The organism is Caballeronia sp. LZ008, from assembly GCF_031451435.1.
Taxonomy (GTDB): Bacteria; Pseudomonadota; Gammaproteobacteria; order Burkholderiales; family Burkholderiaceae; genus Caballeronia; species Caballeronia zhejiangensis.
The window spans coordinates 147,888-173,926 of sequence record NZ_JARUXK010000045.1 but is presented as its reverse complement, the minus strand read 5'-3'; the positions used below and the strand labels follow the sequence as shown (position 1 = coordinate 173,926).

Genomic DNA, 26,039 nt, shown 5'->3' with positions numbered 1-26,039 from the left:
GGCGATCATGTGGAACGAATGGACGCGTCGAATCAAGGTCTTCGTTCAACGCTTCTGGCAGCCGACGAGCGCATGCATGACGTGCATGCCCGGCAGCTGGGGCAATATCGCCAGCGCCGCGCACTGGATGGTGGCGTTCAAGACCGGCCTTCTGACCGGACTGCTCGCGCTGCTTCTGACCTTCACGCCCGCCGCGAAACTCTACGGAAACCGGTACGGCAATGCAGCGCTCGTCGGCGTGCTCACCGCGATCGGCGATGCGTATGCGCATCCGGGCCACTATCGTCTGCCTTACGTCGAGCATGTGCTGACGGGCGCCGTCTCCATGCTTCTCGCGCTGCTCGCTTCGTATCTGTTCGAGGACCGCGCGCGGCGCCTTCGGGTGGCGTGGCGACGCGTGTTCGGGTAGCCGGCGTCGTATGATCCGCGAGCAAGCCAATCTCGAATCAGGATCGCCAATGTCATCGAGCATCAACAAGCAGGACCTGGAAGCGATGTCGAGCTTCCGTTACGAGCTGCGCAAGTTCCTGCGCGTGTCGGAGGAAGTCTGCAACGCGGCCGGCATCACGACGCTTCAGTACCAGTTGCTTCTGCATGTACGCGGATTTCCCGAACGGCGCTGGGCCACCGTGGGCGAGCTCGCGGAGCGGCTGCAGGCCGCGCCGAACGGCACCGCGGCGCTGGTGTCGCGATGCGAGACGGCGGGACTCGTCACGCGCAAAACCGACAAGACCGATCGCCGTCAAGTGCAGGTTCACCTCACCGCGAAGGGCGAGCGGTGCCTGCTCAGGCTCGCTGCAGAACACAAGGCGCACTATGGATCGTTCGGCTGGGTGTTCGGTCCGCAGGAAGTGTGATGCAACTTTTATGTCACAATGTGCCTTAAATTTTAGGCGGCTTCCCCGATGCACATTCCTGGATTCATCGACCGGCGCACCATCCTGCGCGCGCGCAGACTGTGGCTGCATTACGGCGTGTTCTGGCTCGGCGCGATCGCGACCGGGCTCGTCGCGGTCATGTATGCACGGCTGATCGACTTCGGGTACGACGCTTTTCTGCGCGTCGTCGCCGTCTACTGGTGGTTGCCGCTGCTGCTCACGCCCGCGATCGGCGCGCTCGCTGTCTGGCTGACGCGCCGCTTCTTTCCCGGCTCCGAAGGCAGCGGCATTCCGCAGGTCATCGCGATGCTGCACGACAAGCGCGAGCTCGGGCCGCGCCTGCTCACGCTGCGCATTCTCGTCGGCAAGATCGCCATATCGTTTCTGTCGATTCTCGGCGGCTTCACCATCGGGCGCGAAGGGCCGACCATCCATGTGGGCGCGGCGCTCATGTTCAGCTTGCGCCGCTTCTATCCCACACGCTTGCGCAACATGCGCGGCGGCGCGCTGGAACGCAATCTCGCGCTCGCGGGTGCGGCTGCGGGATTGTCGGCGGCGTTCAATGCGCCGCTCGCCGGCGTGGTGTTCGCCATCGAAGAGCTCACGCGCAGCTTCGAGCAGCGCACGAGCGGCGTGCTGATTACGGCGATCATCTTTGCCGGCATCGTTTCGCTCGCGCTGCAAGGCAACTACGTCTACTTCGGCACGATCGATCTCACCGGACACTTCCCCGAATCGCTCGCGCTCGCCGTCGTTTTGCTCGGCGTGGTGACGGGCATCGCGGGCGGCATCTTCTGCTGGCTGTTGCTCAACACGGAGCGCTGGATGCCGGGCCGTCTCGCGAGCTGGCGTCAGACGCATCCGGTGGCGTTCGGCGCGGCGTGCGGGCTCGTCATCGCGGTCATCGGCGTGGTGGCGGGCGGCCATACCTTCGGCAGCGGCTATGCGGAAGCGCGCGGCATGCTCGAAGGCCACACGGAAGTCGGCGCGAGCTATCCGTTGCTGAAAATGGCGTCGATGGTCGGGTCGTATCTGCCGGGCGCGCCGGGCGGACTTTTCGCGCCGTCGCTCGCGATCGGCGCGGGCATCGGCAATGCGCTGCATCTCGTGTTCGGCAACATGGAATTGCCGATGCTGATCGCGCTCGGCATGGTCGGCTATCTCGCCGCCGTCACGCAGAGTCCGATCACGGCGTTCGTGATCGTCATCGAGATGATCAACGGTCACGCGCTCGTGCTGTCGCTGATGGCCACCGCGCTGATTGCGAGCCAGGTGTCGAAGCTGTTCGCACCGCCGCTCTACGAAGCGCTCGCGCAGAAGTACATGGGCAAGTGACGCCGCGCGTCACGATGCGAGCTTGCGCGCGAGGCGGCGCATGCCGTCGAAGATCGTCTCGGCGACGTCCATCGGGAAATCGCGTGGCAAGCGTGCGGCCACTTCATCGATGACGTGCGGCGTGCGCGCGCCGAGTTCATCGATCATCGTTTCGACATCGTTCGCGGCAAGGCCGACGCGCCGCCCCTGCGCGATCCAGTGCCGCCGCTGAATCTCGCCGATCAGATAGTGCGCGTTCTTGCTGCGCACGGCCATCGCGAGGCGCACGCGTTGCGCGGCGAATTGATTGGCCCGCGTACCGATGACCGGATGCGCCGAGAGCACGTCATAAAGCGGCGTCGATTCATACCGGTTGCCGGGCAGATGCGCGATGCTGAAGTTCTTCGCGTGACCATCGGTGGCGGCGAGTATCCAGAAGATCATCTGCGTGCGAAAGAAGCGAAGACGGTCCTGTGCGGCGTGCGTCGATCCGGCGAGCACCTCCATGATTCGTTCGATGCCGGGACCGCCGTCCGACTCGTACTTGAGCAGCGCGGGCGTGCCGGTGGCCTGACACATGTCCTCTTGCGGCAGGCGCAGGATCCACGATTTGTCGCTCGACAGACGGCGATCGAAGCGCTCGACGACGAGCACCTTCTGATCGTCGAAGCGTTCCATTTCGCATCGCGCGATGGGCAGGCCGAACGCCGCGACGATCTTCGAGCAGAGCCATTCGTTCTCGACCGACGTACGCATGTCGGCGCGCATGTTGCCGACGAGCCCGAGCGGCAGCTTGAAGATATGCGTGGTCGGCGTGCTGCCTTCGGGCAGAAGCCAGCGCTTGCCGTGACGCAGAAGCGCGGTCTTTTCCTGCGCCCCGGCGATGGACAGGCGCAGGTCGTCGACCGTTTCGTGCTGACCGAGTTGCGGCGCCGATGTGGTCTCGCGCAACAGACGCGCGATCTGCGATGCGGTGAGCGCACGGCCTTTTATGGTGTCGAGATCGACGGGCGCTTCGCCGGGCGGCAGCATTTGAAGGGCGCCGACGCAATCGCGGCCCAACTGCGCGAGCAACTGGAACGGCGCCGTGCCGCCGGTGCGGAATCGCGTGGCGATGCGGCGGCGGATCGGCTCGCTATCGGGCAGGAGATTGTCGAAGAAGTCGGTGACGACTTGCCCGCGCCACGGCTGATTGCCCGGCGTGAAGGGCAGCGACAGCGATAGCGGACGGCCTTGAGGATCGGCGATCCAGTCGTCGCGATAGACGAGGCGTTCGCCGGCCGCGCCTGTTTCCCAATGCCCGACGGGCAGGCCGTTCATCCACAGGTCGAGTCGGCCGGATTGCGTGCGGCGCGCCATGTTTACCAGTTCTCCCGTTTCTTCGAGGCCGCAGCGGCGGCCGTGGCGCGCTTGCGTGCGGGGCGCGCGGCGGTGGCCTTGGCCGCGATGGGCGGCGGCGGGTGTATCGACGCGGCTTCGCTCGCCTTTTCCGCTCGCGTGAGCGCGAGTTCCACGTCGAGCACGCGTAGAACCTTGAAGAGACGTTCGACGCTCACTGCTGCCGGATTGGCTTCGAGTTGCGCGTACGTCTGCTGCGTAACGCCGAGACGCGCCGCGACCGCCGCTTGCGTAAGGCCCGCCGCCTTGCGAAAGCCGATCAGGATCGGCCTGAGCTGGCTCAGTGTTTTCAGCGAATAGTCCATCGCGTGCTCCTACAGGTTTTGATCTGTAATGTCATTTTACAGCCTCTGAGTTGTTAAGCATTAAAACAGATCATAGCCTGTAAATCGATGCGTGCCCGTCGATGCCTCGTCCTTTGGGTTTGTCCCAATGGCCTCGTCGTCAAGGTCGCAACTGATGCGCGAAATGGCGGGCGGGCGTCCCGGCCTCATCACGAAGACCGGGCTCGGCACGTTCGTCGATCCGCGTCAGCAGGGCGCGCGTCAGAGTCCGTCGACGGAAGAGATGCTCGTCGAGCTGATGCGTATCGACGGCGAGGAATGGCTGCGCTTCAAGCCGTTCCCGATCGATATCGCGTTCCTGCGCGGCACCACCGCCGACGAAGACGGCAACGTCACGATGGAACAGGAAGCCGTGCTCGGCGAAATGCTCGCGATGGCGCAGGCGACGCGGCGCGCGGGCGGCATCGTCGTCGTGCAGGTGAAACGCATGGCGCGGCGCGGCACGCTGCCGCCCAAGCAAGTGAAGATCCCCGGCATTCTCGTGGACTTCGTCGTCGTCGAGCCGGAGCAGCGTCAGACTTACGCGACCGATTACGATCCGAGCTACGCCGGCGAATTGCGCGTGCCGCTTTCGGAGATTCGTCCGCTGCCGTTCGGCCCGCGCAAGGTAATCGTGCGGCGCGCGGCGATGGAGCTGTATCCGCATGCCGTGTGCAATCTCGGCGCAGGCATTTCGACGGGACTCTCGACCGTCGCCGCGGAAGAAGACCTGCTCGACTCGGTGATCCTCACCAACGAGCAAGGGCTGATCGGCGGTGCGCCCATCACAGGCCGCGATTCGGGCGGCGCGCAGAACTTCGCCGCGATGATCGAGCAGCCGTCGTAATTCGACTTCTACGATGGTGGCGGTCTCGATCTCGCGTTCCTCTCGTTCGCGGAAGTCGACGCGCACGGCAACGTGAACATCAGCCGCTTCGGCGACAAGATCGTCGGCGTCGGCGGGTTCATCAACATCAGCCAGAACGCGAAGCGCGTGATCTTCAGCGGCACGCTCACCGCGGGCGGGCTCGACGTGCAATGGGAGAACGGCAAGACGCGGATCGTGCAGGAAGGCACGCATCGCAAATTCGTGCGTTCGCTCGAACAGATCTGCTATAGCGCGCCGCTCGCGCGCGAGCGCGGCAATTCCGCGTTGTTCATCACCGAGCGCGCGGTGTTTCGTGTCGGCGATAAAGGGCTGGAGTTGATCGAAGTCGCGCCGGGCATCGATATCGAACGCGATGTCTTCGCGCATATGGATTTCCGTCCAGCCATCGCCACCGACGTGCACGAGATGGATGCGCGCATCTTCGCGCCGCAACTCATGGGCATCAAGGATGAAACGGTGGCCCGGGAATGTAGGCATCGTTCGCAACGCATCGCCGAGTGGTACGGGAGCCGCGCATGAGCGCCGCGTCGATCACGGGGCGCACGCGCTTGTACGGCATCATCGGCGATCCGATCGCGCAGGTGCGCTCGCCCGAAGTCTATACGCGCAAGTTCGCCGACGCCGGCATCGATGCGGTGCTCGTGCCGATGCACATCGAGGCAAGCGAGATCGATGCGGTTCTGCCCGCGCTGCCGCGCCTGAAGAACCTCGACGGCCTGCTCGTGACGTCGCCGTTCAAGACACGTGCGCTCGCCATCGCCGATGAAGTGCATTCGCGCGGACGGCGCATCGGCGCGGTGAACGCTTTGCGTCGCGATGACGAAGGCCGCTGGCACGCCGACATGTTCGACGGCGAAGGTTTCGTGCGCGGCCTGCTCGCGAAGGGCCACGACGTGAAAGCGAAGCGCGCGCTCGTGCTCGGATGCGGCGGCGCGGGCGCGGCCATCGCGGTATCGCTCGCGGATGCAGGCGTCGCGCACATCACGCTCTGCGATATCGATCGCGCGAAGTCTGCAACGACGTGTCCGAGCGCGCGTTCCAGCTCGAACACGGCGGTCAATGGGTGAAAGGCAAGATGGCGCCCACCTTCGGTCCGCTCGGTCCGTGGCTCGTCACGCCCGATGAACTCGGCGACGTGCAGAATCTGCCGCTGTGGCTCGAACTGAACGGCAAGCGCATCCAGAACTCATCGACGTCCGACATGATCTTTCCGATCAGCAAGCTCGTTTCGTACATCAGCCAGTTCGTCGTGCTCGAAGCGGGCGATGTCATCACGACGGGCACGCCGCCGGGCGTCGGCCTCGGCATGAAGCCCGAGCAATACCTGAAACCGGGCGACGTGATGAAGCTATCCGTCGAAGGGCTCGGCGTTCAGGAACAGACCGTCGCGCGCTGGGACGATCAGTAACGCCGCAACCCATGCGACGCAAAAACGGCGGACATACGCGTCCGCCGTTCGCTCACGCTTCGATCAGAAGCGGTGACGCAAGCCCACGGTCGCCGAGACCTGGCTGTTCGTCGACGATGCCGACAGTCCGTTGATCGCCGCCGTGATGCCCGAATCGCCCGTATCGCTCACGTGCTGATACACGCCTTGCAGATACACGTCGGTGCGCTTGGACAGCGCGTACGCCGTTTGCAGGCTGAACTGATTCCACTTCGGATCGACGCCTTCGAGATGGCCGTCGGTGAAGGTGTACGCGCCCGACACCGACCACGCGGGCGTCAGGTTGTAGCGGCCGTTCACTTCGTAGTTGGTGAAGCGCGCGCTGCCGCCATCGAGCGTGATGCCGTTGGTCGTGCCCGATGCCGATGCGCCGATGCCCGTCGCGCCGTCGAGTCGCGTCTGCGTGAAGACGAAGCCCGCTTGCGCCGCGCCGAACGTGTAGCTCAGGCCCGCGCCGAACGTGCGCTGACGGCTTGCGCTGAACGTGGCGTCATCGCTGACTGCGCCGCTCGAATTCAGCGTCGCGCCCGCGTTGTTCAGCTGCATGTAGCTCGCCGCTACGTTCAACGGACCGTAGTTGTACGATGCGCCCACGCTATACGCGCGATTCGTCGCGAAGCCGCCCGCATCGTTCGAGAAGCCATACAGGCCGCCGAACTTGAAGCCGCCGTAGTTCAGGCTCTGGTACTTCACGGAGTTGCTGACGCGGAACGAGTTGTCGAGGTTGTCGTTGTCGAACGGATGCGCGGCCTGCGTGCCGCCGTATTGCGTGCCCGTGAGTGCGAGCGGGCCGAGATAATCGACGACGGAATCGTACTGACGGCCGAGCGTGAGTGCGCCCGCGCGATCGCTCGACAGTCCGACGAACGCCTGACGGCCGAACTCGCGTCCGCCTTGGCCGAGCTTGCCGTTCATGATGCTGAAGCCGCTTTCGAGGGTGAAGATCGCCTTCAGGCCGCCGCCGAGATCTTCCGTTCCGCGCAGGCCCCAGCGGCTGCCGTTGACGGCGCCGCTCGTCGCCTGAACGTTATGCGCGCCGCCCTGATTGTTCGTGTAGGTGAGGCCCGCGTCGATGAGGCCATAGAGCGTCACGCTGCTTTGCGCGTGCGCCGTGCCGGCGACGGTGCCGAGCGCGGCCAGCGCGCTCAGCGTGAATAGGGATTTCTTCACTGTGGTATCTCCAAGAGAGCTTGAGGTTCTTTCCGATCGATCGGTCGACGCATCGGACGGCGGATTAAATCACGGCACATGACGTGCTTTCGTTGGACGTGAGTTACCGAATGTTGTGTAACGCGTGCGCCTGCGGAGCACAGCGAAAGAGGAATCCCTTGAGCATCAATGCGTTCGCGTGCGCGCGATGCCGCAATGCGGCGCGAATCGCGATTACCTGCGGTAATGCCTTGTGCGAATCGGAAGGACGTTGTGGTCTGCGCGCGACATCCGCGTACTGAGTAAGATGGCCGAGTGTGTCCGGATTGACATGAAGTTGAGGTCCGGATTGATGGACAATCTCGTCTTGAGGCGCGACGCCGCCCGCTCTCGAACCGGTGCAACGAAGTGAACGAATCTCAACTGCTGCTCGTGGAAGACGACCCGGAAATCAGCGAATCGCTCGCGGATTATCTGCGCGGCAAGGGCTTTCGCGTGCAGGTCGCCGGAAGCGCGGAAGCCGGACACGAACTGCTCGCGCGCGGCGGCTTCGACCTCGTGCTGCTCGACGTGATGCTGCCCGGCGAAGACGGCCTGAGCTTCTGCCGTCGCGTGCGTGCATCGGGCGGGCCGCCCATCATCATGCTGACCGCGCTGTCCGAACCGACCGACAAGGTCGTCGGCCTCGAACTCGGCGCGGACGATTACGTGTCGAAGCCCTTCGATCTGCGCGAGCTGCTCGCGCGCATCCGCGTCGTGTTGCGCCGCGGCCAGACGAACGAGGCCGCCGCGCGCGCGCCGGCAAGCGAAATCGTGATGACGTTCTCCGGCTTCACGTTCTATCCGTACCGGCGCTTTCTACGCTCGCCCGCCGGCTTGCGCGTGCCGTTGACGGGCGCCGAAACCGACTTGCTGCTCGTGCTGTGCCAGCATCCGCGGCAAGTGCTATCGCGCGAAGAACTCATCCGTCTCACGCGCGGCAAAAACTTCCCGATCGCGACGCGCTCCGTCGATCTGCTCGTGAGCCGGCTGCGCCGCAAGCTCGCGGGCGACGATCCGCTCGATGATCCGATCCGGACCGTGCGCGCCGACGGTTACGCGTTCCAGCCCGAAGTGACCGCCCAGTGATGCGCCGCCTGATGCCGCGCGTTTTCGCGACCACGCTCGGGCAGATTCTCGCGATCGTCGCGGGCTCGTCGGCGGCGACGCTGTTGCTCTTCATCGTGTTGCTGTTCTATCCCGGCGCGCCGCCGAGCCCGCCGTGGCCGTGGCAGACGTCGTATCGCATCGTCGCGCTGGTGGACATGCTGAGCGCGACGCCCGACGCGGACCGCGTGCGCGTGCTGGCCGCCGCCGGTCGCGCGCGCATGACGGCGAAGCTCGTCGACGATGCCGTCATCTGCAAAGGCTCGACGCTCGACACGCACGATCTCGAAGCCGCGCTCAGAGCGGAACTGCACGCGGGCGCGGCGCTGACGGTGCGAACGTGCGATGCGCGTCAGCCGACGCAGAATCTTCAAGTGCTGATTCCCCTCGGCCAGCGCACGCTGGAGATTCGCACCGACCGCAACGAACGCGAGCCCGATCGCTTCACGATTCCGTTCTTCGGCGCGCTCGCGTTTCTGTGCGTGGGCGTCGCGGGATTGTCGGCGTGGGCGGTGTCGCGCGTGATTCGCCCGTTGCGGCGATTGTCCGAGAAAGCCGATGCGTTCGGCCGCGACATCACCGTTGCGCCGATCGATGAAGAAGGACCGCTCGAAATCCGCCGCGCCGCGCATGCGTTCAACCGTATGCAGGAACGCATCGCGCGCTCGATGCAAAGCCGCACGCGCATGCTCGCCGCGATCAGCCACGATCTGCGCACGCCGCTCACGCGCATGCGCCTGCAGCTCGACGCCGAGAAGAAAGAGATCGAGCGCGCCAAGCTGCTGCGCGACATCGATCTGATGCAGACAATGGTGAGTTCCGCCCTCGCATTCCTCACGAGCGATGCGGGCGCGGAGAAAAAAGAGTGGCTCGATCTCGGCGCGCTGCTCGGCACGCTATGCGACGAATACGCGGAGTCGGGCGCGGCGATCCGCTACGACGGGCCGGATCAGATTCCGTTCTTCTGCAAGCCGGATGCGATCCAGCGCGTGCTCACGAATCTCATCGACAACGCCATTCACTTCGGCACGGAGATCGTCGTGACGGCGGCGCTCGATGCAGGCAACGTGGTGATCGACGTGACCGACGACGGGCCGGGCATTCCCGCCGATCGCCTTCAGGACGTGATCGAGCCGTTCGTGCGCCTGGACCCGGCGCGCGCGCAGCGGCCCGGCAGCGTGGGCCTCGGGCTGTCGATCGTCGATGACATCGTGCGTTCGCACGGCGGAACGCTCGCGCTCATCAATCGCGAGCCTTCGGGCCTGGTCGCGCGCGTGACGATGCCCGCATCGAACTGAACGTTCGCTCAGATTTCGAGCTTGTATCCGACGCCGTAGACCGAGACGATGATCTCGCCCTCGGGCCGGACGTCCTGCAGCTTGCGGCGCAGATTCTTGATGTGGCTGTCGATCGTGCGATCCGTCACCACGCGATGATCCGCGTAGACGTTATCGAGCAGAAACGAGCGCGGCAGTATTCGGCCCATCGACACATGCAGCAGATGCAGCAATCGGAATTCGATCGGCGTGAGGCGCAGTTCGTGGCCGTCGAGCGTCACGCGATGAAACTGCGGATCGATTTGCAGCGCACTGGCCGCCGCGCCGCTCGCGGTTGCGTTCGCGCCGCCCGCGCGACGCAAGATCGCCTTCACGCGCGCGACCACTTCACGCGGGCTGAACGGCTTGCACACGTAGTCGTCCGCGCCGGTTTCGAGTCCGAGCAGACGATCGATCTCGTCGATGCGCGCCGTCAGGATGATGACCGGCAGCTCCGAAAACGTCCGCAATTCGCGGCAGATATCGAGTCCGCCGCGGCCCGGCAACATCAGGTCGAGCAGCATCAGCGAAGGCGGCGTTTGACGCACGAACGGGATGACCTGCGCGCCATCGGCGAGCGTCGTCACGATGTAACCCGCGACGCGCAGATAGTCGGCGAGCACGGCGGCCAGCTTCGGCTCGTCCTCGACGATCAGGACATGGGCGGCAGAAGTTACGGGCATCGCTTACTCGCGGTGGGAAGGAAAGCGCGCGGTGATCGACACGCCGCCGTGGGCCGAATCGTCCGCGCGGATGCTGCCGCCATGCGCCGTGACGATCGCCTTGCATAGCGAGAGCCCGAGTCCCGCGCCGCCGCTTTGCCGGCTGCGCGATTCGTCGACGCGATAGAAACGGTCGAAGAGATGCGGCAGCGCGGACGTCGGCACGCCCGGCGACGAGTCCTGCACGTTGAGCGTCCAGTCGTCGGGTGCGCCCGCGAGCGCGACGCGCACGCGCCCGTTCGGATCCGTGTAGCGCAGGGAATTCTGCAGCAGGTTCTTCAGCAATTGCACGAAACGCGCGGCGTCGACATCGACATCGGCGGAGGCGAGCGCATCGCTGCATTCGACATCGATGGCGAGCCGCTTCGCGCGGAACGACTGACGCATCGCATCGACGGACGCGCGCGTGAGCGCGTTCACCTGCGCGGGCGCCTTGCGATAGCGCAGCATGCCGACATCGCTCAGCGACAGGTCGTACAGGTCTTCGATGAGCTTGTTCAGCGCCGCGACTTCCGTCTGCAGCGAGGCGAGCGATGCGGCATCGAATACATGCACGCCGTCTTCGATCGCTTCGAGTTCGCTGCGCAGCACGGCGAGCGGCGTGCGCAATTCGTGCGACACGTCCGCGATGAACTCGCGCCGGCAACGTTCCGCGCGCTCCAGCGAATCGGCGAGCGAGTTGAAGTCCGATGCGAGCTTGTCGAGCTCGTCGCGATTCTTCGCGGGCACGCGAATCGAATAGTCACCGCTCGCGAGCCGATGCGTCGCGGCCATCACGCGGCGCACCGGCACGAGCACGAGGCGCGCGAGCACCATCGCGACGACGGCGGCGAGTATCACGGCGACGCCGCCGATCTGCCAGGTCGCGCGCATCTGCTGCGCCTGAAACGCGATGTCGGCGGCGTCGGTGAGCGGCGTCGGCCCGGCGGTTGCGAGCCAGCCGACGATCTTGCCATGCACGCGCACGGGCGACGCGGGCGCATCCGGCGGCGGCGGCTCGTTGGTGGATGCGACGAGCGCGCGATCCGCATCGAACAGCGCGGCAGGCGGACGTTCCCGTCTATGCCCGCGCACGCGATCCGCCGATTCGATTTCGGGCGCTGTATTCAGCGAATCGCGCAGACGTGCGGATTCGGGCGGCGCGAAAGGCGACGGGTTCGGCAACGCGTTCGAAGGACGCATGCCCCAGTGCGGGCCGTGCCACGGCTCGCCGAGCGGCCCGAGGATGCGCGCCACGCTCCCGCTGCCCGGAAAGCTGCGCCACGCGCTCGGCACGGTCGCGCGCATGTCTTCGATCTCGCGCCGCACGAACTGCTCCTGTGCGTCGTCGAGCAGCGCGAGCCATGCGTCGTCGTTGCCGCGCAGGAACGCCCAGTTGCGGTGCGCGGCGTACTCGCTCGCGACCTTCGCCATCACGGCGCGTTCGCGCCCCGCATCGCGTTCGCGCACGTAATGCAGAAAGCCGTTCTCGAAGCTGACGCGCACGGCGTAGCCCATCGTCAACGTGATGACGAGACACGCGACCAGCACGAGCAGAAAGATCTTCGAGGCGATGCCAAAACGAAACTTCAATGAGGAACCCTTCGCGTGGCAGGCGGATTGAATGACGGCCGATTCTAGTTGATGCGGCCTTCGTCACGCAGTTTCCTCGCGAATCTCCACGACTTCTCCACTTTTTCTCCATGCTGGATGCGGCATTGATCGCTAACGTCGCTGGCAATCTCAAGGGAAAACCACGGAGTTACGCCATGCCACGCACCGAACCAAAGGAGGCCGATATGAAGCGCCCGTCCTGGCCCGGACGAAGTTCCGCCGATGTAGCGCAGATCGCCGACGAACCCGCGACGAAACTGCGCGGCTGCCGCCTTTCCGCGCCGATCGTGCAGCCGTGGGGCGCGTCCTGCCGTGTCGTCGAATGGATCAACTTTCGCGGCGAACGCTCGTTCATCGCGGTGCATGTGAGCGCGACGGAACCCGAAATCCGCGAGCGCATGCGCCTGCACGCCAACGGCGAACGTCACGTCGCGCTCGATGCGGCCGCGCTCGGCCGTCCGAAGCTGCGGAGGGCGTAACGATGATGTCCGGTACGCACGAGCCGCATCGCATCGTCATCGTCGAGCCGGATGACGGCGTTCGGCAAAAACTGCGCGCATTTCTTTCGAGCTATTACCCGGCGATGCGAACGATCTCGAATGCAGAGACGCTCGCCGTCGAGATCGAGCACACGAAGCCTTCGCTGATCCTGCTCAGCAACGAACTGACCGACACGCCCACGGCAGCCGTGCTCTGCGATCTGCGCACGCTGCATCCGGATATCGCGGTGCTCGTCATCGGCGCGCCGCACGGCTGGATGGACGCCATCACCTGTCTCGATCTCGGCGCCGACGACTTCGTGCAACTGCCCTGCAACGAGCGCGAGATTCTTTCGCGGATGCGCAATCTGTTGCGTCATCGCGCCGGGCGTGCATTGCCGGTCACGCCCGGCGACGGCAAGCTGCGCCTCGGCGACTTCGTGCTCGATCCGGCGAAGCGCACGCTGAAGCGCAAGCGCGTGGCCATCGACGTACACGACAGGCTCCTCGAACTGCTCGCGTTGTTCGCGCGCAATCCGATGACGGTGATGTCGCGCCTGCGCCTCACCCGTCAGTTGAGCGAGCAGGGCTGCGCGCTGTCCGAGCGCTCGGTCGATGCGCTCGTGTGCCGTTTGCGACAGATCGTCGAGGACGATCCCGCAGAGCCGCGCCTCATTCAGACGATACGCGGGCGCGGCTACGCCTTCAGTCCGAATGGCGCGAAGCTCGGCGCGGTCATGCCCGCTCATGCGTAGATCGCCGAACCGGGACGGGCCGGGCTCTTCGCCGGAGATTCACGTAAAGAGCCTTAAAACGCGGTGCCGATCTGAAACTGGAACTTCTGATACGTGTCTCCGCTGTGATGCACGATCGGGAAACCGAGGCTCAGCTTCAGCGGGCCGATCGGCGAAATCCATTCGAGGCCCATGCCGTAGCTGTAGCGCAGGCCGTTCGATCCCGTGCTGTTGCCTTCGTCGCCCCAGACGTTGCCGCCATCGACGAAGGTGAACACGCGCAAGGTGCGGTCGTAGCCGGTGCCCGGCAACGGGAACGTCATCTCGATGTTGGCGACGACCATCTTCGAGCCGCCGATCGGATCGTTCGTCGTCTTGTCGCGCGGACCGAGCGAGCTCGACTCGTAGCCGCGCACGGAACCGATGCCGCCCGCGTAGTAATTCTTGAAGATCGGATACGACTTGCCACCCAGACCCGAGCCATAGCCCGCCTGAAGATTCACGCCGAACACGAAGCCGCGCGAGAACGAGTGGTAATACTGCGCGGTGAAATCGGTCTTGTAGTACTCGGTGTTGCCGAGCGGCGTGCCCACTTCCGCGTTGGCCTGCAAATAATAGCCGCGGCTCGGCACCAGCGCGCTGTCGCGATGGTCGCGCTTCCAGCTCGCCGTGAGCGGCACGTTGTTCACCACACGGCCGAACTCGCTCACGTAGTCCAGATACGATTGCGGCGTATCCGAATCGGTATTGAAGCGATCCTGCTCGACGCCCGCGCCGAAGTACACCATGTCCGATTCGGAGAACGGAATGCCGAACTTCGTGTCGACGCCCATGCTCACGATACGAAAGCTCGAATCGCTCGAATAGTAGAGCGGATACGTCGTCCGGTAATACGCATCGGTGATGCGCTGAATGCCGTCGACGGTGAAGTACGGGTCCGTCTGCGTGATGCTCAGCGTGCGATACGTCTTCGCCGTATTGACGTTCACGCCGAGACTCGTGCCCGAGCCGAACACGTTGTCCTGCGTGACGCCGGCGGACAGCACGACCTTGTCCGTCGATGAAAAGCCCGCGCCGAGCGTGATCGCCCCTGTCGGTTTCTCTGTCACTTTCATCTGAACGTCGACCTGATCCGGATCGCCTTCGATGGGCACGGTCGTCACATCGACATCGGTGAAATAGCCGAGACGGCTGATGCGGTCTTTCGAGAGCTTGAGCGCCTGACTGTCGAACCATGCGCTTTCGAACTGGCGCATTTCACGGCGCACGACTTCATCGCGCGTGCGCGTATTGCCGATCACTTCGACGCGGCGCACATACACGCGCTTGCCCGGATCGACCTGCAACGTGAGCGCGACCGTGTGATGCGCCTGATCGATGTCCGGCTGCGCGTTCACGCTCGCGAAGGCGTAGCCGTATCCGCCGAGCCTGTCGACGAGCGTCTGCGTCACTTGCTGCAGCTTGTTAGCCGAGAACAGCTCGCCCGGCTCGATGCTCACGAGCCGCGCCAATTCCGCATCGCGCCCGAGCAGATTGCCCGCGAGCTTCACGCTCGTGATGGTGTAAGGCTTGCCTTCGTGCAGCATGATCGTCAGATACATGTCCTTCTTGTCGGGCGAGATCGAAACCTGCGTCGATTCCACGCTGAATTCGAGGTAGCCGCGATCGAGATAGAACGAGCGCAGGTTTTGCAGATCGCCGGTGAGCTTCTCCTTCTGATAAAGATCGTTCTTCGTGTACCAGGAAAACCAGTTGGGCGTGGAGAGCTGCATCTCGTCGTGCAGCGTCTTTTCATCGAACGCGGTGTTGCCGAGGAAATTGATCTGCCTGATCTTCGCGCTCGGTCCTTCGGCGACCGAGAAAAGCAGTTGCACGCGGCCGCGATCGAGCGGCGTCACCGTGGTCGTGACTTCGGCGGCGTAAAAGCCGCGCATCAGATATTGGCGCTTGAGTTCCTGTTCCGCGCGGTTCGCGAGCGCCTTGTTGTAGGTCTGACCCGGCGCGAGTCCGACCGATTTCAACGCCTTCGACAAATTGTCCTTGTCGAATTCATGCACGCCCGCGAACTGAACGCCGGCGATGGCCGCCGCTTCGACGACGCGCACGACGAGCACGTCGCCTTCGGTCGACACGCTCACGTCGGTGAAGAGGCCGGTGTCGTAGAGCGCGCGGATCGCATCGGTGGCTCCCGTCTCGGTGAAGGTGTCGCCGCGCCGTATCTTGAGATTGGCGAAGACCGTCGACGGATCGACGCGGCTCACGCCTTCCACGCGAATGTCGCGCACGATGAAGCTGCTGCCGGCATGCGCGTGCGCGCTGACGAGGGCGCCCGCCGCGACTGCGAGCGAGCGATAGATGTGATGCTTCATGCGGGAACCGGGAAAAGTGGAGAGAGCGGCGCGGGCTTACTGGATCGGTGCATCGCCGATGGCAGGCAGGGACTGGCCGGTCGCCGCGCCGATGACTTCATGGATCTGCAGCGCGCTTTCGCGGCGTATGCGAAAGGAGAGCTGCGCGCCGCCCTGAAGGACGAAGGAGAGAATGAGCGCGCCGGTGCCATCCGCATCGAGCGCGACTTCCCAGCCTGCGCAATGCATCGTGAATTTGGCCGCGCGATTTTTCTTGCGGATTCTTTCCGAGCACGCGATGGCGTGCGCGAGCGCGGCGATCAACTCGTGCATGACGGAGCAATGCAATGCGACCGACGAGCCCGAGCGCGCGTCGACGACGAGATAGCCGCCGTCTTCGCTAAGCCGGAAGCTCGCGAGCGAATCGATTGTGAGAGCCGGGCGCATGTGCGTTCGAAGCGGGTTATCGAAAGCGCACAGTCTATGAAGGCACGACGCGCATTGGGTTACGCGCCTCTTACCGGATGTTGCCCGGGATGCGGCCAAGAAAGCGGCGCATTCAATCGAATGCTTTCCTATAACCACATCATGAAATGCGCGTGATTTTTTAGGCGCTGCGGTCCGATATTTGCTCGATAAGGGCTAGGCTATCCGAATGCCTGATTTACATCGCATGTCTGGAAAAACGTGCATTGCGTGGCCGTCGAAAGCGGCGCGGCAAGGCAGCGCTCGAACGGTCGGGCGTTTCTCCGGGCGTTCGGACCTTGCATCAGCAGATGTGCTTTTAAACGAAGGACATCATGTACTCCATGAGCGGTTTTTTTGTCGAGATCATTCCAGAACACGTACCGGATGACGGCTGGACCGCGATCGCACAGTTCTCGCGCCAGCGAGATTATCGAAAGCACGACGAAGTGCCCAAAGCGACCTTTCCGACCAACGTCGCGTATGGAACACGGAGCGCCGCCGAGCGCGCCGCCACGCAATGGGCACGCGAATTCGTCACGTCTTCGAGCGAAGTTCTCGAATCGTCCTTGCGGCTGGAAGAGGCGGCGCGCAAGGCTCATTGAAGGCAATTGCCTGCAAACGTACTGGGTCGAGTCTTTTCGATCTCAATCCCACTACGACAAGATGGATAGGCAGACTCTCTCGAGGATCGACCTCACGCTCACGCAATTCGAGCGTAGAGTTTCCGAACAGGAATAGCGTCAGATTCGTCTACGACAGATCGGTTGCAATAGTAAAGAGTGCATGGCATTGCTTCCCGAATTGCAAAACAGCCTGAGATGCCTCCGGCGATATCGATTCGCTGTCGGACAAGACCTTCGGGCGTCCCGATGATGACGTGGGTTCATGCTGGATTCAGGCCCTTTGACGCTTCCCATTCGGTCCGTCATCGCGGTCCCGGGCGCACGGGTTGCTGATCGACACACCAGTGCTGACCACTCCCTGTTGCAGGAAGAACGCCATGAATCGCAAATTACGATCGGGAATGATCCACACGCTCGCGTGCGTCTCGCTGTCGGGCGTCACGCTCGCAAACGCCCAGCAAAACGGTGCGCCGCCAGGCCATTCCACATCGGGAAACCAGGCGTCCGGGAAATCCGCGGGTGTCGCCGGCGGCGCGGGCGCCGCGGGCCAGTCGGGCACGGACCCGGCCACGCTTAGCCGCATGGAAGAAGAGCGCGTGCAGAAGAACAACGCGCAATCCGCGACGAAGGGCGCATCGAATCCCGGCGCGGGCAAGCGCAAGGACTGGAAGCAGTGACGGCCCGCGTAACGGAGGATCAGGAGCGCGCGCGTCTGCGCAGGCGCATCGGCGCCGATCTGTGGCGCGCGGTGTGGGCCTGGCGCTATCAGACCGCCGCGGCGGTCGCGCTGATGATCGGCGCGCGGCTCGCGGTGGTCGGGGTGCCGCTGATGCTCAAGCGCGTCATCGACGAGTTCAGCCATCCCGCATCGAGCGTCGTCTTTCCGGTCTTTCTCGTCCTCGCCTACGTCCTGCTGCGCTATCTCGGCGATGTGCTCAACGAAGCGCGCGACGTCGTCTTCAGCATCGTCACGCAGCGCACGGTCGCGTCGTTCACCGAGCGCACGTTCGCGCATCTTCATGCGCTCGGCGCGCGCTTTCATGCGCGGCGCGAAACCGGCGCGGTCGTGCGCGACGTGCAGAAGGGCGCGGACGGCATCGGCTTTTTGCTCGGCACATCGCTCTTCACGATCGTGCCGGTGATGATCGAGATCGGCACGATCGTCGCGGTCATGGTGCATGCGTATTCGCTGGAATTCATGGCGATCATCGGCGCGACGTTCGTGCTGTATTCGGTGTGGACGGTCATCTTCACGCGCTTTCGCATGCGCTTCCAGCGCGCGGTGAACGGCCTCGAAGCACAATCGGACGGCCGTCTCGTCGACAGCCTGCTCAACTACGAAACGGTGAAGTTCTTCGCGAGCGAAAGCATCGAAACGCGGCGTCTTTCGAGCGTGCTGGAGCAGTGGGTGCATGCGCGCATCGCCAATCAGCGCGCGCTCACGCTGCTGCATGTCGGGCAGAGCACGATCATCACGATCGGCATTGCGGCGGTGATGTTGCGCGCGGCGCAACACGTCGTCGCGGGCACGATGAGCGTGGGCGATCTCGTGCTCGTCAACGCGTATATCGTGCAGGTGTGCAATCCGCTCAACACGCTCGGCTTCGTGTTTCGCGAGACCAACGACGCGATGGTCAACGTCGAGCGCATGTTCAACATTCTGCTGTCGCGCGGCCGCGTGCGCGAGGATGTCGATGAAGCGCACGCGAAGCCGCTCGTCGTGACGGCGGGCGAGATCGAGTTCGATCATGTCGAGTTCGGCTACGATCCGGCGCGGCAGATTCTGCGCGATGTCGATTTTCGCGCGCATCCGGGCAAGAAGCTCGCGGTCGTCGGCGGCAGCGGATCGGGCAAGTCGACGCTCGTGAAGCTGCTGTTCAGGCTCTACGAGCCGACGGCGGGCGCGATACGCATCGACGGTCAGGACATCTCGCAGGTCACGCAGAACAGCCTGCGCGCGACCATCGGCATCGTGCCGCAGGACACCGTGCTCTTCAACGACACGATCGCCTACAACATCGGCTATGGGCGTCCCGGCGCGACGCGCGCGGACATCGCGCGGGCGGCCCGCGCGGCGCAACTCGACGGCTTCATCGAGCGTCTGCCGGACGACTACGAGACGCGCGTCGGCGAGCGCGGCGTGCGGCTCTCCGGCGGCGAGCGTCAGCGCATCGCGATTGCGCGGGCGATACTCAAGAATCCGCGCATCATCGTGTTCGACGAAGCGACGTCCGCGCTCGATACGCGCTCCGAACGCGCGATCCAGAACGAGCTCGACAGGCTCGCGGAGGGCCGCACGTCGATCGTCATCGCGCACCGGCTGTCCACTGTCGTCGATGCCGACTGGATTCTCGTGATGGAGCATGGACGCATCGTCGAGCAGGGACAGCACGACGAACTGCTCGCGCGCGATGGCGTGTACGCGCGCATGTGGTCGCTGCAATGGCAGCAGGGCGAGCTGAAGCACGCGCAACGCAAGGTATCCGCGACGGCGCTCGGACTGGATGCGCTCGTCGCAGGCGTGGTCGATGCGCTGCACGACGAGATCGTCACGCGCGGCGTGAATCTCTACACGGTCATCAGCGATCCGGGTTTGCGCGTCTCGGGCGATGCCAGCGTGCTGCAGCAGATCGTGGCCGATCTGTGCCGTTCGCACATGAGCTCGGCGGCGCGCGGCGAGCGCATCGAACTGCGCGTGTTCCGCGAAGACAATCACGCGAATCTCACGGTGATCGGTCAGCGCGCGAGTCCCGCCGATCTGTCTTCGCAGCAGATGCGGCGGCTCGAATCCGCATTGAACGAAATGGGCGGCGGCTTCACGGTGCGCTATATCGACGAGCATGTCGCGTATGTCGCGACGATGCCGCTGCGTCCCGTGCTCGACGATCCGCAAGCGTCCGAAGCCACGCATGACGATGCATTGGCCGGCATCACCGTGATGGTGCTCGACGACCAGGAAGACGCGCGCGATGCGCTCGAAGCCGTGCTCGAATCGGTGGGCGCGCGCGTCATGTCTTGCGCATCGGGCGATGAAGCGCTTGCGCGTCTGCGCGAACTGCCCGGCGCGCAGTGGCCGGACGCGCTTCTGTGCGACATCGTGCTAGGCGGCGAACAGAACGGCTACGACGTGCTGCGACTCATTCGCGAGGAAGAGTCGCGCCGCGGCGCGTCGCTGTCCGAACGCATGCCCGCGATCGCGCTGACGGGACACACGCAGGCGGATGCACGTTCGCGCGCACAGGCCGCGGGCTTTCAGGCGCATCTGACGAAGCCGGTCGCCGCGCCGAAGCTGATCGCGACGATCGGCGACGTGACGGCGCGCACATCGCTTCGATGAGGGCGGCGCGAGCGCGCGTTCGAATGTGACCGATGCAATGCTGCGCCGTTGAACGGAAGCATCAACCTGACGTGGCGATATGGAGCGCGTGACGTCCCTGCATCGCTTCGATCACGCCACGGAAATGCTGCGCCGTGCGACGCAGGCCTTCGTCGAGCGGCGTCGTCGGTGTCCAGCCGAGGGCATCGCGTGCGAGCGCGATATCCGGCTGACGATGCCACGGATCGTCCATCGGCAAAGGCTTGAACACGATCTCCGATGACGATCCCGTCAATTCGATGATGCGCCGCGCGATCTCGAGCATCGAAAGCTCGTGCGGATTGCCGAGATTGACGGGTCCGGTGAGTTCATCGGGCGTGTCCATCAGGCGGATGAATGCGTCGACCATATCGTCGACATAGCAGAAGGAGCGCGTCTGCGAGCCTTCGCCGTACACGGTGATCGGCTCGCCCGAGAGCGCCTGCATCATGAAGTTGGAGATCACGCGTCCGTCCGACGGATGCATGCGCGGCCCGTACGTGTTGAAGATGCGCGCGATCTTGATCGACAGTCCGTGCTGCCGCCGATAATCCATGAAGAGCGTTTCGGCGCAGCGCTTGCCTTCGTCGTAACACGAGCGCGGACCGATCGGATTCACGTTGCCCCAGTACGCTTCCTGTTGCGGATGCACATGCGCGTCGCCATACACTTCGCTCGTCGATGCCTGGAAGATGCGCGCATGCACGCGCTTCGCAAGCCCGAGCATGTTGATCGCGCCGTGCACGCTGGTCTTCGTCGTCTGCACCGGATCGTGCTGGTAATGAATCGGCGAAGCGGGGCAGGCGAGGTTGTAAATCTCGTCCACTTCGACGTAAAGCGGAAATGTCACATCGTGCCGCATCAGTTCGAAATTCGGGCTGTCGAGCAGATGCGCGATGTTGTCCTTCGTGCCGGTGTAGAAGTTATCGACACACAGCACATCGTGCCCGAGCGCGAGCAGCCGCTCGCACAGATGCGAGCCGAGAAAGCCCGCGCCGCCCGTCACCAGAATTCGCTTTCTATAGGCTTCTCTCATGTCGCCTTCATCCTTTCGATGTGTGTGCTAACTGCATACGAAGCGCAGCGTTTCGTCCCAGTCGCGGGCGAAGCGCGCGATATTGAATCGTTCGAGCGCGGTGCGCCGCGCGCCTTCGCCGAGACGCCGCGCTTCGGCGGGATCGCGCAGCAGGTGCTGCATCGCGTCGATGAGCGCCTGCGTGTCGGTATGCACGTAGCCGCTTTCGCCGTTGCGGATCACGGTGGCGAGTTCGGTCGTCGCGAGACCGATGATCGGCATGCCGATCGTCATCGCTTCGACGATGGCGAGCCCGAGGCTCGTCCAGCGAATCGGATTGAAGAAGAAGCGATAGCGCGCGCTGAACGCCGCAAGCTCCAGATTGCCGATCTCGCCGATGCCGCCCGCCGACTGCGCATCCATGCCGACGAGATCGAGCGGCACGCGCGCGGCCGCTTGTGCATAGACATCGTTGCCGAGCCGCCTGCCGCGCTGGCGCAGATGATTGATCACCGCGATGCCGCGTTCGAGTTCGCCGCTATAGCGCACGCCTTCGGGCACGATCACGCCGTGTTCGATGACGCGCGTCGGCGTTTCGCCGCTGTCCCACATCAGCTTGTTGAAGTGCGTGACGTGCACGAGCAGCGTGTCGCGTTCCTGCACCCAGTGCTTCTGTTCGAAGGGGTTTTCCTGCGGCGGATCGTGCTCGATGTAGACGCGCGGCAGCCGGCGTTGCGCGTCGCTCAGCAGATTGATGCGGTCGTCGTCCCATTGACGCTTGTGCTGAAAGAGCACGACATCGAAGGATTGCGACTGCACTTCGCTCGCCGGAATTTCATGCACGTTCGGGCCGAAGGGCAACGCACCCGCCGTGCCCGCATAGCCCGGCGGATAACCGGGGCGCGTGACGAGATAGAAGTCGTGCGGCGCCTGGCTCAGATAGTAAAGATAATTGCCGTGAATATGCCAGGTAAGCACGCGCAGACGCCGGGAACTAGTCGTGGGCATGAAGAAGCGTCTCCTCTCGGACGGTCGATTCAAGCTGGGCGAATGCCGTGTCGATCACGGATTGCACGCTTATGTTCATCGCGCATTCATGACCGTAAGGGCACTCGCGAAACGCGCACGGACGGCACGAGGGCCAGTCCGCGAGCACGCGATGACGCGCGTGATCGAGCGGCGCCCAGCGACGTGTATCGCTGCCCGACGCGACGACGACACTCGGCGTGCGCATCGCTGCGGCGACATGCGAAAGCCCCGTGTCATTGCATACGATGAGCCGCGCCTTCGCGACGAGCGCCGCGAGCGAGCCGAGCGACGTGCGGCCGGCGAGATCGATGCCGGCACCTTGCGCAACGCGCGCCGTCAACGGGGCTTCACCCGCGCTGCCTGTGACGGCGACTTGCCAGCCGCGCCGCGACAACGCGCGCGCCACGTCGGCGAAGCGCTCGACGGGCCATCGACGGGAAGGCAGCTGCGCGCCCGGATGCACGAGCACGAGCCGCTCGCTATCGAGCGCGCACGCTTCGATCAGCGCATCGCATTCGCGATTGTCGGCATCGGTCAGCGGAATCTCGAGATCGAGATCGTTTGCGTCGATGCCGAGCCGCTGCATGAGCGCGGTGTATCGCGCGGATTCGGGCAGATCGTCGGGCCATGGCATGAAGACGCCTTTACGCATGGCTTCGTCCGGCTTCAGAAAGCCCGCGTTCAGACGCGCGCCGATGCCTTCGACGATATCGTTCGCCACGCCGCCGCTTCCATGCAGTTGAATCGCGAGATCGAAGCGACGTGCGCGCATCGCTTGATGAAAACGAGGCAGATGTGCATCCGTTTCCTGCTGCTCGGGAAAACCGATAGCGCCGGGAAACACGATGAGTTCATCGACGAGATGCGCGTATCGTTCGACGAAACTCGCCGCCCAAGGCAGACCGATAAGCGCGATATGTGCTTGCGGATAGGCGCGGCGCAATGCACGCAACGCAGGCACGGCGCACAACATGTCGCCGAGCTGCAATGCGCGAAAGATGACGATGCGCTCGACGTTCATAGAAAGAAGACCCTGAACTTGAACGCGCCGCGTATGCGCCAGTAGATCGACAGATACGGAATGATCGCCGACGTCCACAGCATTTCCGCCACGTGCGACGGCGTGCGCGCAGTCGTCTTCAATCGTTGCATGCTGAACCATATGGTCATCGCGGCCCAGGCAAGCAACGCGAGCGACCCGGTGCGCGGCGCGTGTGCTGCGAACGATCCGATCGCAACGACGAGCGCCGCGAGCATCGCGTGGTACAAAAGCGGCGGATTGCGGCGGATGCGCGTGCGAAACATCGCGGGATACTTTTTGTAGAGCAGTGCATCGAACTGGCTCTTCTTCTGCTGCGATATGCTCACGCCCCAGCGCGCAGGGCGCACCGGATGCAGCACGGTTGCGTCTTCCGCACGCGCGATGACGAGTCCCGCCTTCATCAGCGCGAATTGCAGATCCGAGTCCTCGCGCCACGCCGCCGTAAAGCGCGCATCGAAGCCGCCCGTACGTTCGAGTGCGGCGCGCGTGACGAAGGTGTTCGCCGTCGCGAATTCGGCGCTGGCGAGTCCGGCGGCGTCGCGTTCGTAATCGGTCGGGCGTGGTCCCAGCGGCACGACGATGCGGCCCGACACGGCATCCGCGCCCGCATCGAGCGCACGCATGCCATTGGCGATCCAGTTCGGATCGGGAATGGTGTCGTCGTCGGTGAAGGCGATGCGCCGCGCAAGCGATGCGCGCCAGCCCGCGTTGCGCGCGCCCGCCGGACCCTGCGTCGCGGTGACGGGAACGTAGCGGATCAACGGGCCGCGCCGCGCACGCGATTGCGACAGGCGCTGCACGCATGCCTTTGTCGCTTCGTCGGGGCCGTCGTCGCATACGATGATCTCGTAGCGCGCCGGATCGTAGGTCTGCGCCGCGAGCGCCAGCACGCAGCGTTCGAGCATCGCGGGGCGGCGATACGTCGGCACGACCACGGTCACGTCCGGGATGAAATCGCCGCGCGGTATCGCGGGTGCATCGGCCGCGCTCATCGCGCCGTGATCGAAGAGTTCGGCGTAGGTGCTCATGCGTGTGCGCCCGGCTTTTCGACAAGGAACGAGCCGATCACGAGCGCATCGAGCGGCGACGTCCAGAACGATTCGAGTGCGTCGCGCGGCGTATTCACCATCGGCTCGCCGCGCGTATTGAACGATGTATTGACGAGAACCGGCACGCCCGTGCGCGCCTTGAACGCCGCGAGCAGATCGTAGTAAAGCGGATGCTGCGCGCGATTGACGGTCTGCACGCGCGCGGTGCCGTCGATATGCGTGACCGCGGGAATGCGCGTCTTCATGTCGTCGCGCACGTCGAACACGAAGAGCATGAACGGCGCGACGCGTGCATCGACGAACCAGTCGGCTGCGTGCTCTTCCATCACGACGGGCGCAACCGGACGAAAGTCCTCGCGATCCTTGATCTCGTTGAGGCGCGCCTGCATGGACGCATCGATGGGCGATGCCAGAATCGAACGCGCGCCGAGCGCACGCGGGCCGAACTCGGTGCGTCCCTGATACCAGCCGATGACGCGGTTCTGCGCGAGAATGTCCGCGGTTTCTTCGGCGATATTCGTGAGCTTGCGATACGGCGCGCGCGTCCACTTGAGGAAGGTTTCGATCTCGTCGTCATCGAACGACGGTCCGAGATATGCGTGATCCATGCGCCATTTTCGACCGCGATCGCCGGTCTTCGCGCGTTGCTGATAGTCGGTCCACAAGGCAGCGCCGAGCGCCGTGCCCGCATCGCCGGCGGCGGGCTGAACCCAGATTTCATCGAACGGTCCGCGATCGCGCAGGCGCGCGTTCATCACGCAGTTGAGTGCGACGCCGCCCGCCATCGCGAGATTCTTCAGACCCGTACGTTCGTGCAGCCACTTCGCGAGTTCGAGCGCGGTCTCTTCCAGAACGACCTGCAATGAATGCGCGATATCGAAATGATGCTGCGTGAGCGGGCCGCCGCGTTCGCGCGCGGGACCGAAGCGCTCGACGAGACGCGGCGCATCGACGGTATAGCTGCCGTCGCGGCGATACTTCACGATCTCGCGAAACTGATCGACATACGCGGGCTTGCCGAACGACGCGAGCGCCATCACCTTGTACTCGTCGGACGAGTGCAGGAAGCCGAGATAGCCCGTCACCGTTTCATAGAGCAGGCCGAGCGAGTGCGGCAGTTCCACTTGCTTGATGCGCGTGTATTCGCCATTCACGAATTGCCCGAGACTCGTCGTGACGCCTTCGCCGCGACCGTCCATCGTAAGTACGGCGGTGTCGTCGAAAGGTGCGGCGAGAAACGCGCTCGCTTCGTGACAGAGATGATGATCGACGTTATGCCACGCGAAGCGCGGGGCGCGTCCGCCGCTTAGGAAACGCCGCTTCAGGTGATGCGGCGCGCCGTCGATCAACTGACCCTTCGCATTGACGATATAGCTCAGGAACAGCGGATCCCAGGGCGATTCGGACGGGTTCGTCATCGCTTGCGCCGAGGGCATCATCGGCAGGGATATGTTCGCGTTTGCGTCCTTCGGCATGCCGGAAAACAGATGCGGATCGTACGAATACGCGATGTGATCCACATCCGCGAGTTCGATGCCCGCTTCCTTCAGGCAATAGTCGATTGCATCGAACGGAAGCTGCCATGTGGAAAACGGCACCGGCCGTTTCGCATGCTTGACGTGCGTGAAGCGCTCGTCCTCGGCCGCCGCGATGACGACGCCGTCCTTGACCAGCGCCGCGGCGCTGTCGTGATAAACCGCGTTGATTCCAAGTGTGTACATA

At 64.2% G+C, this 26,039-nt stretch carries 25 protein-coding genes and 1 pseudogene; 14 read left to right on the top strand and 12 right to left on the bottom strand.

Annotated elements, in window-relative coordinates; translation table 11 throughout:
* Positions 1-7: 7 nt before the first annotated feature.
* The 3 genes from QCE49_RS34350 to QCE49_RS34340 are packed head-to-tail and all read left to right on the top strand — an operon-like array spanning position 8 to position 2,213.
* Positions 8-409 (top strand): hypothetical protein, encoded by a 402-nt coding sequence (locus QCE49_RS34350; protein ID WP_008345340.1) that lies wholly within the window; start codon positions 8-10, stop codon positions 407-409.
* Between the two features lie 49 nt (positions 410-458).
* Positions 459-857 carry a MarR family winged helix-turn-helix transcriptional regulator gene (locus tag QCE49_RS34345; protein ID WP_008345341.1) on the top strand — a complete coding sequence of 133 codons (399 nt, stop codon included), beginning with the start codon at positions 459-461 and terminating at the stop codon, positions 855-857.
* A 48-nt stretch (positions 858-905) separates the two neighbouring features.
* Entirely contained in the window at positions 906-2,213 is a 1,308-nt protein-coding gene (locus QCE49_RS34340; RefSeq protein ID WP_008345342.1) for a chloride channel protein, read from the top strand.
* Positions 2,214-2,222: 9 nt separating this feature from the next.
* Here QCE49_RS34340 and QCE49_RS34335 read toward each other — a convergent pair whose 3' ends face one another.
* Both QCE49_RS34335 and QCE49_RS34330 read right to left on the bottom strand, forming a co-directional pair.
* Positions 2,223-3,551 carry a type II toxin-antitoxin system HipA family toxin gene (locus QCE49_RS34335; protein ID WP_250457704.1) on the bottom strand — a complete coding sequence of 443 codons (1,329 nt, stop codon included), beginning with the start codon at positions 3,549-3,551 and terminating at the stop codon, positions 2,223-2,225.
* A gap of 2 nt (positions 3,552-3,553) precedes the next feature.
* A complete protein-coding gene (locus tag QCE49_RS34330) occupies positions 3,554-3,895 on the bottom strand; it encodes a helix-turn-helix domain-containing protein (protein ID WP_250457703.1) in 342 nt (113 codons plus the stop codon).
* Positions 3,896-4,049: 154 nt separating this feature from the next.
* Here QCE49_RS34330 and QCE49_RS34700 point away from each other — a divergent pair, with 154 nt between their 5' ends.
* The 4 genes and pseudogenes from QCE49_RS34700 to QCE49_RS34315 form a co-directional block, all read left to right on the top strand.
* Positions 4,050-4,760, top strand: a complete 711-nt coding sequence (locus QCE49_RS34700; RefSeq protein ID WP_409017640.1) for a CoA-transferase — start codon at positions 4,050-4,052, stop codon at positions 4,758-4,760.
* Positions 4,761-4,832: 72 nt separating this feature from the next.
* Entirely contained in the window at positions 4,833-5,321 is a 489-nt protein-coding gene (locus QCE49_RS34695; protein WP_409017639.1) for a hypothetical protein, read from the top strand.
* A complete protein-coding gene (locus tag QCE49_RS34320) occupies positions 5,318-5,869 on the top strand; it encodes a shikimate dehydrogenase (RefSeq protein ID WP_250457702.1) in 552 nt (183 codons plus the stop codon). Before QCE49_RS34695 ends, QCE49_RS34320 begins: the two co-directional genes overlap by 4 nt.
* A pseudogene (locus QCE49_RS34315) lies at positions 5,812-6,210 on the top strand (fumarylacetoacetate hydrolase family protein); the annotation flags it as partial. The gene QCE49_RS34320 and the pseudogene QCE49_RS34315, both read left to right, overlap by 58 nt.
* Before the next feature lie 63 nt (positions 6,211-6,273).
* Here the strand turns inward: QCE49_RS34315 and QCE49_RS34310 are convergent.
* Entirely contained in the window at positions 6,274-7,419 is a 1,146-nt protein-coding gene (locus QCE49_RS34310) for a porin (protein WP_008345348.1), read from the bottom strand.
* Positions 7,420-7,806: 387 nt separating this feature from the next.
* Here QCE49_RS34310 and QCE49_RS34305 point away from each other — a divergent pair, with 387 nt between their 5' ends.
* Together QCE49_RS34305 and QCE49_RS34300 are read left to right on the top strand one after the other, a co-directional pair.
* Positions 7,807-8,526 carry a response regulator gene (locus QCE49_RS34305; RefSeq protein WP_008345349.1) on the top strand — a complete coding sequence of 240 codons (720 nt, stop codon included), beginning with the start codon at positions 7,807-7,809 and terminating at the stop codon, positions 8,524-8,526.
* An 11-nt stretch (positions 8,527-8,537) separates the two neighbouring features.
* A complete protein-coding gene (locus QCE49_RS34300) occupies positions 8,538-9,842 on the top strand; it encodes an ATP-binding protein (protein ID WP_250457701.1) in 1,305 nt (434 codons plus the stop codon).
* 8 nt (positions 9,843-9,850) lie between these two features.
* Here the strand turns inward: QCE49_RS34300 and QCE49_RS34295 are convergent, their stop codons facing one another.
* Positions 9,851-10,543, bottom strand: a complete 693-nt coding sequence (locus QCE49_RS34295) for a response regulator (protein WP_250457700.1) — start codon at positions 10,541-10,543, stop codon at positions 9,851-9,853.
* Positions 10,544-10,546: 3 nt separating this feature from the next.
* Complete coding sequence (locus QCE49_RS34290) at positions 10,547-12,154, bottom strand: ATP-binding protein (RefSeq protein WP_250457699.1); 1,608 nt, start codon at positions 12,152-12,154, stop codon at positions 10,547-10,549.
* 206 nt (positions 12,155-12,360) lie between these two features.
* On the opposite strand from QCE49_RS34290, the gene QCE49_RS34285 reads away from it, so the two are divergent.
* Both QCE49_RS34285 and QCE49_RS34280 read left to right on the top strand, forming a co-directional pair.
* Positions 12,361-12,654 (top strand): DUF2866 domain-containing protein, encoded by a 294-nt coding sequence (locus QCE49_RS34285; protein WP_051078953.1) that lies wholly within the window; start codon positions 12,361-12,363, stop codon positions 12,652-12,654.
* Between the two features lie 2 nt (positions 12,655-12,656).
* The gene (locus tag QCE49_RS34280; RefSeq protein WP_175982409.1) at positions 12,657-13,409 is read left to right on the top strand and encodes a winged helix-turn-helix domain-containing protein; all 753 of its coding nucleotides are present in this window, start codon (positions 12,657-12,659) and stop codon (positions 13,407-13,409) included.
* Between the two features lie 53 nt (positions 13,410-13,462).
* On the opposite strand, the gene bamA is transcribed toward QCE49_RS34280, so the two are convergent.
* Both bamA and QCE49_RS34270 read right to left on the bottom strand, forming a co-directional pair.
* Positions 13,463-15,757 (bottom strand): outer membrane protein assembly factor BamA, encoded by a 2,295-nt coding sequence (bamA, locus tag QCE49_RS34275; protein ID WP_008345355.1) that lies wholly within the window; start codon positions 15,755-15,757, stop codon positions 13,463-13,465.
* Between the two features lie 36 nt (positions 15,758-15,793).
* A complete protein-coding gene (locus tag QCE49_RS34270) occupies positions 15,794-16,183 on the bottom strand; it encodes a hypothetical protein (RefSeq protein WP_008345356.1) in 390 nt (129 codons plus the stop codon).
* Between the two features lie 362 nt (positions 16,184-16,545).
* Here QCE49_RS34270 and QCE49_RS34265 point away from each other — a divergent pair, with 362 nt between their 5' ends.
* From QCE49_RS34265 to QCE49_RS34255, 3 genes are all read left to right on the top strand, one after another.
* On the top strand, positions 16,546-16,806 hold the full coding sequence (locus tag QCE49_RS34265) for a hypothetical protein (protein ID WP_239295324.1): 261 nt from the start codon (positions 16,546-16,548) through the stop codon (positions 16,804-16,806).
* Positions 16,807-17,204: 398 nt separating this feature from the next.
* A complete protein-coding gene (locus QCE49_RS34260) occupies positions 17,205-17,504 on the top strand; it encodes a hypothetical protein (protein ID WP_250457698.1) in 300 nt (99 codons plus the stop codon).
* Entirely contained in the window at positions 17,501-20,164 is a 2,664-nt protein-coding gene (locus tag QCE49_RS34255; RefSeq protein ID WP_175982412.1) for an ATP-binding cassette domain-containing protein, read from the top strand. Before QCE49_RS34260 ends, QCE49_RS34255 begins: the two co-directional genes overlap by 4 nt.
* A 61-nt stretch (positions 20,165-20,225) precedes the next feature.
* Here the strand turns inward: QCE49_RS34255 and QCE49_RS34250 are convergent, their stop codons facing one another.
* From QCE49_RS34250 to QCE49_RS34230, 5 genes are read right to left on the bottom strand one after another with little or no spacing between them, the layout of a single operon-like run.
* Positions 20,226-21,218, bottom strand: coding sequence for a UDP-glucuronic acid decarboxylase family protein (locus QCE49_RS34250; protein WP_250457697.1), 993 nt, complete (start codon positions 21,216-21,218; stop codon positions 20,226-20,228).
* Between the two features lie 27 nt (positions 21,219-21,245).
* Positions 21,246-22,205: a glycosyltransferase family 4 protein gene (locus QCE49_RS34245; RefSeq protein WP_008345361.1), complete on the bottom strand. Its 960-nt coding sequence runs from the start codon at positions 22,203-22,205 to the stop codon at positions 21,246-21,248.
* On the bottom strand, positions 22,192-23,247 hold the full coding sequence (locus QCE49_RS34240; protein WP_250437772.1) for a glycosyltransferase family 9 protein: 1,056 nt from the start codon (positions 23,245-23,247) through the stop codon (positions 22,192-22,194). The genes QCE49_RS34245 and QCE49_RS34240 overlap by 14 nt, the downstream gene beginning before the upstream one ends.
* Entirely contained in the window at positions 23,244-24,260 is a 1,017-nt protein-coding gene (locus QCE49_RS34235; protein ID WP_250457721.1) for a glycosyltransferase family 2 protein, read from the bottom strand. Before QCE49_RS34235 ends, QCE49_RS34240 begins: the two co-directional genes overlap by 4 nt.
* 32 nt (positions 24,261-24,292) lie before the next feature.
* Complete coding sequence (locus tag QCE49_RS34230) at positions 24,293-26,038, bottom strand: carbamoyltransferase C-terminal domain-containing protein (RefSeq protein ID WP_033535668.1); 1,746 nt, start codon at positions 26,036-26,038, stop codon at positions 24,293-24,295.
* Between the last annotated feature and the right edge of the window lies 1 nt (position 26,039).